12 protein-coding genes and 1 pseudogene are annotated in these 10,305 nt (G+C 62.1%); 9 read left to right on the forward strand and 4 right to left on the reverse strand.

Features of this window, described 5'->3' with window-relative positions; all coding sequences use genetic code 11:
• The 4 genes and pseudogenes from RWT78_RS24230 to RWT78_RS24245 all read left to right on the forward strand — a co-directional run.
• A pseudogene (locus tag RWT78_RS24230) lies at window positions 1-538 on the forward strand (glucose-6-phosphate dehydrogenase); the annotation flags it as partial.
• The gene (gene opcA, locus RWT78_RS24235; protein WP_003944921.1) at window positions 538-1,446 is read left to right on the forward strand and encodes a glucose-6-phosphate dehydrogenase assembly protein OpcA; all 909 of its coding nucleotides are present in this window, start codon (window positions 538-540) and stop codon (window positions 1,444-1,446) included. The pseudogene RWT78_RS24230 and the gene opcA, both read left to right, overlap by 1 nt.
• A complete protein-coding gene (gene pgl / locus RWT78_RS24240) occupies window positions 1,439-2,179 on the forward strand; it encodes a 6-phosphogluconolactonase (RefSeq protein WP_003944853.1) in 741 nt (246 codons plus the stop codon). Before opcA ends, pgl begins: the two co-directional genes overlap by 8 nt.
• Before the next feature lie 325 nt (window positions 2,180-2,504).
• Complete coding sequence (locus RWT78_RS24245; RefSeq protein ID WP_003944989.1) at window positions 2,505-3,428, forward strand: SDR family oxidoreductase; 924 nt, start codon at window positions 2,505-2,507, stop codon at window positions 3,426-3,428.
• 10 nt (window positions 3,429-3,438) lie between these two features.
• Here the strand turns inward: RWT78_RS24245 and RWT78_RS24250 are convergent, their stop codons facing one another.
• A complete protein-coding gene (locus RWT78_RS24250) occupies window positions 3,439-3,567 on the reverse strand; it encodes a hypothetical protein (RefSeq protein ID WP_003944934.1) in 129 nt (42 codons plus the stop codon).
• 67 nt (window positions 3,568-3,634) lie between these two features.
• Between RWT78_RS24250 and RWT78_RS24255 the strand changes: the two genes are divergently transcribed.
• From RWT78_RS24255 to RWT78_RS24275, 5 genes are all read left to right on the forward strand, one after another.
• A complete protein-coding gene (locus tag RWT78_RS24255) occupies window positions 3,635-3,979 on the forward strand; it encodes an iron chaperone (protein WP_003945013.1) in 345 nt (114 codons plus the stop codon).
• A gap of 32 nt (window positions 3,980-4,011) precedes the next feature.
• Window positions 4,012-4,734 (forward strand): AAA family ATPase, encoded by a 723-nt coding sequence (locus RWT78_RS24260; RefSeq protein ID WP_314681493.1) that lies wholly within the window; start codon window positions 4,012-4,014, stop codon window positions 4,732-4,734.
• Between the two features lie 27 nt (window positions 4,735-4,761).
• Window positions 4,762-5,082 (forward strand): TfoX/Sxy family protein, encoded by a 321-nt coding sequence (locus RWT78_RS24265; RefSeq protein ID WP_003944891.1) that lies wholly within the window; start codon window positions 4,762-4,764, stop codon window positions 5,080-5,082.
• Between the two features lie 134 nt (window positions 5,083-5,216).
• Window positions 5,217-5,465, forward strand: coding sequence for a hypothetical protein (locus RWT78_RS24270; RefSeq protein WP_314681496.1), 249 nt, complete (start codon window positions 5,217-5,219; stop codon window positions 5,463-5,465).
• Window positions 5,466-5,637: 172 nt separating this feature from the next.
• A complete protein-coding gene (locus tag RWT78_RS24275) occupies window positions 5,638-6,150 on the forward strand; it encodes a hypothetical protein (RefSeq protein WP_242430721.1) in 513 nt (170 codons plus the stop codon).
• Here RWT78_RS24275 and RWT78_RS24280 read toward each other — a convergent pair.
• The 3 genes from RWT78_RS24280 to secG all read right to left on the reverse strand — a co-directional run bounded on the left by RWT78_RS24280 (window position 6,137) and on the right by secG (window position 10,138).
• Window positions 6,137-6,922, reverse strand: a complete 786-nt coding sequence (locus tag RWT78_RS24280; RefSeq protein WP_314681500.1) for an oxidoreductase — start codon at window positions 6,920-6,922, stop codon at window positions 6,137-6,139. The two genes, RWT78_RS24275 and RWT78_RS24280, sit on opposite strands and share 14 nt — an antisense overlap.
• Before the next feature lie 104 nt (window positions 6,923-7,026).
• Window positions 7,027-9,801: a phosphoenolpyruvate carboxylase gene (gene ppc / locus RWT78_RS24285; protein ID WP_314681502.1), complete on the reverse strand. Its 2,775-nt coding sequence runs from the start codon at window positions 9,799-9,801 to the stop codon at window positions 7,027-7,029.
• A 103-nt stretch (window positions 9,802-9,904) separates the two neighbouring features.
• Window positions 9,905-10,138: a preprotein translocase subunit SecG gene (secG, locus tag RWT78_RS24290; RefSeq protein ID WP_003944946.1), complete on the reverse strand. Its 234-nt coding sequence runs from the start codon at window positions 10,136-10,138 to the stop codon at window positions 9,905-9,907.
• Between the last annotated feature and the right edge of the window lie 167 nt (window positions 10,139-10,305).

Below are 10,305 nucleotides of genomic sequence, written 5' to 3' on the forward strand. Positions count from 1 at the left end.
GGACTCCATCACGGAGACCTTTGCCGCCATCACCCTCGAGGTCGACACCCGCCGCTGGGCGGGGGTGCCGTTTTACCTGCGCACGGGCAAACGACTCGGCCGCCGTGTCACCGAGATCGCGGTGGTGTTCAAACGTGCACCGCACCTACCGTTCGACAAGACGATGACCGAAGACCTCGGCCAGAACGCTCTGGTCATCCGCGTGCAGCCCGACGAGGGCGTCACCATGCGGTTCGGCTCGAAGGTTCCCGGATCGAGCATGGAAGTCCGTGACGTCAACATGGACTTCTCGTACGGCCAGGCTTTCACCGAGTCGTCTCCGGAGGCGTACGAGCGGCTCATTCTCGACGTGTTGCTCGGCGAGCCGTCTCTGTTCCCGGTGAATGCCGAAGTCGAATTGTCTTGGGAGATCCTCGATCCCGTCCTCGAGCACTGGGCTGCCGGCGGTAAGCCGGAACCCTACGAGGCCGGAACGTGGGGACCACCGTCTGCGGACGAAATGATGCAACGCACCGGACGCGAATGGAGGCGACCCTAGTGATTCTCGATTTGCCGTCCACCACCACGGTCCAGGTCAGCAAGAAACTGGTCGAGGTCCGTAAGACCGGCGGCGCTGTCACCTTGGGACGGGTGTTGACGCTCGTCGTCTGCACCAGGGACACCGGGAATGCCGAGGAAGCCATCGAGGCCGCCAACGAAGCAAGCCGCGAGCACCCTTGCCGCGTCATCGTGCTTCTGCGTGGCGACGAGCAGAGTGAGCCCAGGCTCGATGCTCAGATCCGTGTCGGCGGGGACGCCGGCGCCTCGGAGGTTGTCGTGCTGCGTCTCTACGGTCCCCTGGCGGACCACGAGAGCAGCGTCGTCATCCCGTTCCTGCTCCCCGATACACCGGTAGTCGCGTGGTGGCCCCTCGAGGCACCCGAGATTCCGGCCAAGGATCCCGTCGGGAAGCTCGCGATACGGCGCATCACCGATGCCACCGGCGCCCCCGATCCGACCGCCACCATCAAGGGGCGACTCGCGTCGTACACCGCCGGCGATACCGATCTCGCCTGGAGTCGCGTCACCTACTGGCGCGCGCTCCTCGCATCGGCTCTCGATCAGCCGCCGCACGAGAAGATCACCTCAGCGGTGGTCTCCGGTCTCAAAACCGAACCGGCACTGGATATTCTCGCCGGTTGGTTGGCGGCCAAGATCGACGGTCCGGTCATTCGACGTACGGGTGAGCTGACGGTCGAGTTGAAGCTCGAGACCCGCAGTATCTCCATCAGTCGTCCGCAGGAGGGCACGACCGCAACGTTGATCCGCACCGGTCAGCCTGACGCGCTGGTTTCTCTGGGTCGTCGAGAGACACGCGATTGCCTCGCCGAGGAATTGCGTCGGCTCGATCCGGACGAGATCTACGAAGAAGCTCTGGCCGGATTGGAGAAGGTGACCTATGAGTGATGTTGTCGTGGAGAAGTTTTCAGACGCCGGCCAACTTGTCGACGCTGCCGCCGCACGCCTGGTCACGACCATCGTCGATGCCCAGAAGGCTCGCGGGTTCGCGTCCATCGTGCTGACCGGCGGTGGAACCGGCATCGCACTTCTCGAGAAGTTGCGTGAAGCTCCCGGCGACATCGACTGGTCGCAGATCGATCTGTACTGGGGCGACGAGCGGTTCCTGCCGTCCGGCGATCCCGAGCGGAACGAAGTGCAAGCACGTGAGGCGCTTCTCGATCATGTGCCGGTCGATCCCGACAGGGTACATGCGATGGCCGCATCCGACGGTATCTACGACGGTGATCCACACGGGGCGGCGACGGCGTACGAACAACTGCTGGGCGCTCAGGCACACGGGAATCAGGTTCCGACGTTCGACGTGCACCTGCTCGGCATGGGCGGCGAAGGACACGTCAACTCGTTGTTCCCGCACACCGACGCTGTTCGCGAAGAAGCGCGTTTCGTAGTCGCGGTGACGGACTCCCCCAAGCCGCCACCGGTGCGGATCACCCTCACGTTGCCTGCTGTTCGGCGAGCCAAAGAGGTCTGGCTGCTCGTCTCGGGTGCTGCAAAGGCCGAGGCCGTTGCCAAAGCCGTCGGAGGTGCTTCGGCCGACGACTGGCCGTCCGCCGGCGCCACCGGTTTGGTTGCGACACGTTGGTTCCTCGATACGGACGCTGCCTCGCAGCTTCCCTGATCTGATTTCACAGAACTGATTTCACACCGGTCGGGAATCGTCTTCGGGCGATTCCCGACTTGGTGGTACGTCGACGACTTTCTCACCGTGGCGACTTTCGACTACCCGCCGAGTCCGGATCCGATGCGAATTTCCTTTTGACGGAACGGAACTCAATCCCGAGATCCCGTTTCTCCAACCGGCACTGCGCCCCACACAACGATTCATCTCTCCCGCTGCCTCCTTCATCCGAGTGATTACTACCTTGGACGCCGCAAAGTAACGTTCGGTTCCGCAGATCGCGTTCACTCTTGAACGAAGCAATCCAGGCGAGAACAATCGAACAATGTCGTGGACACCGAATCCGGACGCACTTCGCGGGCGAGTGGCTGTAGTTGCCGGGGCGACGAGGGGCGCCGGACGCGGAATCGCCGCGGCATTGGGCGAGGCCGGTGCAACCGTCATCTGCACTGGCCGGAGCACATCTGCCGGCATTCTTCAGTCGGACTATCCGCGCGGAGAGACCATCGAAGAGACGGCAGAGTTGGTCACCGAGCTGGGCGGCGTCGGCGTGCCGATTGCCGTCGATCATCTCAAGAGCAAACAAGTGGCTGATCTCGCCGAACGCTTGCGAATCGACTATCACCATATCGACATCTTGGTCAACGACATCTGGGGCGCGGAATTACTCAAGGGTGGGCCGGCGGAGTGGAACACGCCGGTATGGGAACACGATCTGGACAAGGGGTTTCACATCTTGCGTCTGGCAATCGACACCCACATCACCACGTCGCACCACCTCCTGCCGCTCATGACCGATCGGCCAGGCGGACTGGTCGCCGAAATAACCGATGGCACTACCGAATACAACGCATCGAACTATCGCATCTCGGTGTTCTACGACTTGGCAAAGGTGTCCGTGAACAGGCTCGCATTTTCGCAAGGCCACGAACTTGCCCCGTTCGGCTGTACTGCCGTCGCCATCACTCCCGGGTTCCTGCGATCGGAGATGATGCTCGACAATTTTGGTGTCGGCGAATCGAATTGGCGTGACGCTCTGTTGCCGGAGCGGGATGGTCCGACTGCGCCCGCGGATTTCGCACGCTCCGAGTCGCCAAGATTCATCGGACGTGCGATCGCGGCCATCGCTGCCGATCCGAATCGACAGCGATGGAATCAGCGATCGGTCAGTTCAGGCGAACTCGGAACGGAATACGGGTTCACCGACGCGGACGGCAGCCGCCCCGATTTCTGGCATTACCAACGCTGAACGTGACTAGTCAACGATCTTCCGACGAGCCGTCTACCTCGCGGTAAGACCACCCCCGCAGAAAGCGCCTTGCGTTGGTCAGGTAGGCGCGCAGATGCGTGAGCATGCCGGCGAACTCCCAAGGTTCCAGATTTTTCATACCTAATGGTCTCATTTGTCCCCCAAGTCGCCGCAATTGGGAGTCGGAGCGCGATTATGATCCGCGCATGGCCGAATTCGCGACGATCAACGAATACATCGCTTCGTTTCCCACCGACGTGCAACCAGCCCTCGAGAGTATCCGCGAGACGATTCACAACACGGTTCCAGGCCTCGATGAGACCATCAGCTATCAGATGCCGACCATGACGGTGCACGGAAAGAACCTGATTCACTTCGCAGGCTGGAAAAACCACATCTCGATGTACCCGCTCCCGGCGGGCGACGCCGAGTTCGAGAAGTCCGTCGACCCTTACCGGGCTGCGAAATCAACGGTGAAGTTCCCGCTGAACAAACCGATCCCTCTCGATCTCGTGGCTCGGATCGTCGAATTGCTCGCGCAGCGCCACTAACGTCCGTTCTCGTCGGAGCCTTGTGAGAACGTATGGCCGTGCAGAGACAACCCATCCGCCGCATCAAGGCCGGGCCATCGTCGGGCGCCGACGTAGGCAGCTGGCCGATGACGGTGCCTGCAGTCGCGCAGATCGTTCAGGACGGTCTCGAGCTTCCACCGGGTGTCACCATTCTGGTCGGCGAAAACGGAGCGGGAAAGTCGACCGTCATCGAAATTATTGCCGCCGTTCTCGGTCTCAACGCCGAAGGCGGGTCGACCAATACGCGGCATCAGACTCGATCGAGTGAACCGGGCGGCCTCGACCTTGTGATCGAGCGGAGTCCCGGAGCATCGAAGTGGGCGTACTACCTCCGAGACGAAACCCTGCACGGTTTGTACACGTACTTGGAGGACAACCCCAATCCCAAGCGACCTGAACCGCTTTACCATCACCTCTCCCACGGTGAGGCGCTGCTCGAGATCCTGTCGTTGAGGACCTCCGACGGCGGCTTCTATCTCATCGACGAACCCGATGCCGCACTCTCCTTCCAGGGGACCCTGACACTGGCCGCGCTGCTCGGCGAGCTGGTGGAATCCGGCGCGCAGGCGGTGATCGCGACGCACTCGCCGATCATCGCGGCGCTGCCGAACGCCAACCTGCTCGAGATCGGAGAATGGGGAATCCGAGCCTCGAGCTGGGAGGACCTCGATCTGGTCTCGAACTGGCAGCGGTTCCTTCACGACCCGCACACGTACCTGCGCCATCTGATCTAACCTGGAACTCCACCCCAGGAGGCCTCCATGGCATACGACAAAGCGCTGGCTGAGCGTATCCGCGATGCGCTCTCGGGCGAGGACGACGTCGAGGAAGTAAAGATGTTCGGTGGGCTGAGCTTCATGGTGAACGGGAAGCTGGCCGCCAGTGCGAACTCACACGGCAACATCATGGTTCGGTGTGACCCCGATCGAGTCGACGAGCTTCTGACGCACAAGGGTGCAAGTTGGCCCGAGATGCGGGGTAAGCCGATGAGCAAGGGATGGATCGTCGTCGACCGAACCGGGACGAGTTCGAACGTCGAATTCAACGCGTGGATCAAAGAAGCTCTGGACTTCGTTCACTGACAGCTGGGGTGCGTTGCCGAAGAAATCTGACGAGACTGGTGTGGCCGCGGGCTCTCGCGTCGATGAGAGACTGAACCGTGCCCGATCGACCTGAGATTGTATGTATCTGCGGCTCTGCGCGATTCGCTGAAGAGATGTGGGAGGCGAACCGCGACCTGACGTTCGCGGGCGTGATCGTCGTCGCGCCGGTTGAAGCAGACGAGGCGGTCTCTGTCGAGCAGAAGATCCTGCTCGACGCGCTCCATCTGCGCAAGATCGACCTCGCGGATCGGGTTCTGGTCGTCAACCCTCGCGGATACATCGGTGAGTCCACGCGCCGAGAGATCGCGTACGCGCGCGCCGCTGGCAAACCAGTGTCGTTCACGACGCCGTTTGATCAGTAAGCGCCTCGTCGGTGCGGGCCGCAACGAATATTCTCACGCCGAGTTGCTCGAGCCCTAGCGCCGGTTCGATCAATTTCGCTCGATTCGGCAAAAGTGAACTGGGCGGCCCTTAGACTCCGGAAAAGCATTGGATTGGGCGGCTCGACGCCGCGGAGGAAAGGTGGTCCGTCCCGTGACGTTCACACCCAATCAGCCGGATCACCAACGCGCCTTCGGGTTTCAGACGCCGTCGACCCGCGCAATTCCCTCCCTAATGCCCGACCGTTTCGGACCTAGCCTCATCGGATCGCTCTGGGCGTGCGCCGGGATCGTCGCCGGAAGCCTCGGCCCGTGGACGTCATCCTCCGCGCTGGACCACAGTGGTATCGACGAATGCGGAGTGATCACTCTCGTCCTCGCTCTCTGCGCGGTGACCGCGCTGATCACCCTCATGGTTCGAGACGTCACGCCCGAGATCAAGAATCACTGCACCGGCCCTTTGGTCGGAATCGCGGTATTGATCGTTGCCGTCGGAAACGCCGCGTCCATCGTGCGACGTAGTACCGAGTTCGCAGGGCACACTGCCGGACCGTCCATCGGGTGGGGACTGTGGGTGGTCATCGCGTCCGCAGTGATCCTGTGCATCACGTCGTCGACCGTCGCGCACATGATCAGGTTTCAGGCAGCAATGATCACAAGGTCTTGATCAGACCGCCGTCGATCACGAAATCCGCGCCTGTCACGTTCCCCGCACGATCGCTGGCGAGGAACAACACCAGGTCGGCAACCTCTTCGGGGAAGGTGAACCGCCCAGTCTCGGCTCCGGCCGCGGCGCTTTCGACGATGTTGTCGGCGGCTGAACCACTCGCCTTCGCCAGCGTCGAGGCCACTCCGTGCTTGCCGAGCCACAACTCCGTTTGCACCGGGCCAGGGCTGACGGTATTGACGCGGATCCCCTGCCCGCCCAGTTCTTTCGACAACGACTTCGAGAAGTTGGTCAACGCCGCTTTGGCGGCGCTGTAGTCGATCACCGTGGGGTCAGGTAAGAATGCGTTGACCGAACTGATCGTCACGATGCTCCCGCCACCTCGGCGGATCAACTCCGGCAGCGCAGCGCGAACAGTGCGTACAGCCGACAAGAACGTCAGATTGAACGACGCCGCCCACTCTTCGTCTGTGATGGCCGCGAAACCGCTCGTTCTCGGGGTGACGGCCCCGACGTTGTTGACCAGGATGTCGACGCCGCCCCTCGCTGCTGCAACCTCGAGCAGTCGGGTTGATCCTTCGACACTCGCGAGGTCGACGCCGACAAAGGTGACGGCGCCGCCGGACTGCAGCGATTCGAGTTCCGGCGAGAGCGTCCGCGAGCCCGCGACGACGTGGACTCCCTCGGCCACCAGGGCCCGAGTGATCGCCAACCCGATACCTTTTCCCGCGCCGGTAACGACGGCAGTTCGTCCGTCCAATTGCAGATCCACTGCGGTCCCCGTTCGGTCCGGTGCGCAGCGTTGGGTGTGCGTGCGACAGCTCTAGAGTCGCCGCATGCACACCCTGGTAAACCTGCAGAACCAGCCGCTGTTACCTAGCCACTGTTACGAAGCGCAGTGGCGAGGCCGTTCATCGTCAGCTGGATACCCCGACGCACCTGATCGCTCTCGTCGCCGGAACGGTACCGACGGATCAGCTCGACCTGTAGATGGTTGAGAGGTTCGAGGTACGGGAACCGGTTGTGGACCGAACGCTCGAGGCCCGAGTTGTCGGCAAAGAGGTTCTCGTTGCCCGTGATTGCCTTGTACATGCGAATTGTGCGTTCGTGCTCGTCGGTGATCATTCCGAAGACTCGATCGCGCAGTTCGACGTCGGGCACGAGGTCCGCGTACCGGGCCGCCAAACCGAGATCCGACTTCGACATCACCATGGCCATGTTCGAGAGCACGGTTCGGAAGAACGGCCACTTCTCGTACAGGGCCGTCAACGTGGCAAGCCGAGTGTCGTCTCCGTCTATCCATCTTTCGAACGCGGCGCCGGTTCCGTACCAACCCGGAAGCATCACGCGAGACTGACTCCACGAGAGCACCCAGGGAATCGCTCGCAGGTCGGAGATCGCCTTGGTCTGCTTGCGAGAGGCCGGACGAGAGCCGATGTTGAGTGCTCCGATCTCGGCGACCGGTGTGGACGCTTCGAAGTACTGCACGAATCCTGGTGTGTCGTGCACCAGTTCGCTGTACGCGGTGCGGGCGAGGGCCGCGAGCTCGTCCAGTACCGCATAGGCCGCGTCTGCATCGCTGCCGAGACCTTCTACGTCGAGCAACGTCGACTCGATAGTCGCGGCGATGAGTGTTTCGAGGTTGCGATGCGCCAGGCGCGGTTCGGCGTACTTGGCCGCAATCACCTCACCCTGCTCGGTGATTCGCAAAGAACCAGCGACTGCACCGGGGGGCTGGGCCAGAATCGCTTCGTAGCTCGGTCCGCCGCCACGTCCGACGGTTCCGCCGCGGCCGTGGAAGAGCCTCAACCTGATTCCGCTCTTACGCGCGGCATCGACGAGGTCGAGTTCGGCACGGTACAGCGCCCAGTTGGCTGCCAGGTACCCGCCGTCCTTGTTCGAGTCGGAGTACCCGAGCATCACTTCTTGACTGTCACCACGGGAACGGACGATCGCACGATAGATCGGGATGTCGAGCGTCGCCAGCAATGTGTCGGCGCCGCCCTGCAGATCCTCGATCGTCTCGAACAACGGCACGATGCCGATCGGGCACGAGGGCTCGCTACCGACGCCCGGATCGAGCACCCCGACCTCTTTGAGCAGCACTGCGGCCTCGAGCATGTCACTGACCGAGGTACACATGCTGATGATGTAGTTGGGTACTGCGCCCGCTCCGAGAACCCGCACTGCCTTGGCACCGGCCGCCATGATGGCCAGTTCCTTGGTGGTCAATTCGCTGAACTCGGCGTCCGGCGAAGTCAGTGGTCGCCGCGTCGTCAACTCGGCCGACAGCAATTCGACTCGATCGGCTTCCGGCAAGGACGCGTAGTCCGGGTGAACTCCGGCCCACGCCAGAAGTTCTGCGACGACGCTTTCGTGTACCTCGGAGTTCTGCCGCATGTCCAGACCGGACAGGTGAAAGCCGAACACCTCCACCGCTTCTCGGAGCCGGTCGAGTCGATCGTCGGCGATGGTCTCGTCACCGAAACGACGCAACGAGGTGTCGATGATTCCGAGATCCCGCTGTAGTTGTGCCGGGTCGGTGTACGCCTCGAGTCCGTCGTCGGAACCGTGGGCGGGCAACTCCCCCAGTACCGTCAGTGCTGTGGCGCTCAAGCGCCCGCGGATACCGCGAATCGCGCGACGGTACGGCTCGTCGGCCCGGAAGGCAGAGTCGTCGCCGGAGGTAGACGCCAGCAGATCGAGTTCGGGCGTGACGGAAACCAGCCGCGCCGACATCGACAGTTCACGCTCGAGATGTTCGAGTTCCTCGAGGTGATGCTCGAGAGCAGTCGCCGCAGCGCGCGACGTGGCGCGCTGGACGATTTCGCCGGTCACGTACGGATTGCCGTCTCGGTCACCGCCGATCCACGAACCCGGCCTCAGGATCGGTTCCGGCAGGAGCCCGGCGTCCGGCCAACGAGTGCGCAGAGCTTTGCGAACCTCGGCGTTGATCTTCGGAATCACCTCGAACAACGCTGCGTCGTAGTAGCGCAGGCCTACCTCGATTTCATCCTGGATGCGGAGGCGGCTGAGCCGGATCAGAGCCGTCTGCCACAGGGTCAGGATCTGACGGCGCAATTGCAGATCGACATCAGCGGTTTCTGCGACGCTCAGCGCCGTGCGCTCGCGGTATCGCATCAACTCGGTGATCCGACTCTGCGTCTCGAACACCGTACGGCGTCGAGTCTCCGTCGGGTGAGCGGTGATGACGGGTGAGACCAGGGCGCCCCGAAGCGCTTCTTCGACGGTGGCCGAATCGATATCGGCTGCATCAAGTTTGGTGTACGTGGCCGCGAGAGTGCTGTCGCGGGGCGGTTCCCCCGCGTTGACGTGGATGGCCCGTCGACGCTCGCGGTGGATGTCCTCGGCCAGGTTGGCGAGCAGTGCGAAGTGACTGAACGCCCGGATGACGGGAATGGCGTCGTCCGTACTGATTTCGGCGAACAGCGACACCAGTTCGGCGCGATCGATCTCCGAACGACGGACTCGGAACGACTCGACACGGGCTCGCTCGACCAGATCGAACACATCGTCGCCGGCTTGCTCTCGCACTATTTGTCCGAGTATTCCGCCGAGAAGCCGGATGTCTTCGCGTAGCGGCTCGGTGGCTTCTCGCGGTGTTTCTCGATGCGACGCGGTTTCAGTCATCACACAATTATCGACCGAAACAAAGAACCCCGCTCGATAGGCGGGGTTCCGTGTCTGAAATTCGTGTGTGAAAAACTACCGGCTGTAAGTCATGAGCCGAGAATCAGGCGAACTTGATCTCCAGGCCGATGCCGACGATCGAGATGAGCCAGATCAACGCGGTGAAGACCGTCAACCGGTCGAGGTTCTTCTCGACAACAGTCGATCCGGACAGGCTGGACTGGACACCGCCACCGAACAGACTCGACAAACCGCCGCCCTTACCGCGATGCAGGAGCACCAAGGCGATGAGGAGCAAGCTGGTGATGACCAGCAGGATATCCAGGAACAGTTTCATGTCTGTCTACGTCCACCAATCCAATAGGGACAACTACAACCGATAACACCATACAGGCGCGCGCAGATAGCCTGACCACATACCCGCCTCGCACATGACTTTGCACCCGGCCAGGCACGACTCTTGGTCAGTGGCATCGATCACACTGTCGAGATACCGATTCAGTA

Origin of the sequence: uncultured Rhodococcus sp., assembly GCF_963525155.1 — a bacterium.
GTDB classification, from domain to species: domain Bacteria; phylum Actinomycetota; class Actinomycetes; order Mycobacteriales; family Mycobacteriaceae; genus Rhodococcus_F; species Rhodococcus_F qingshengii.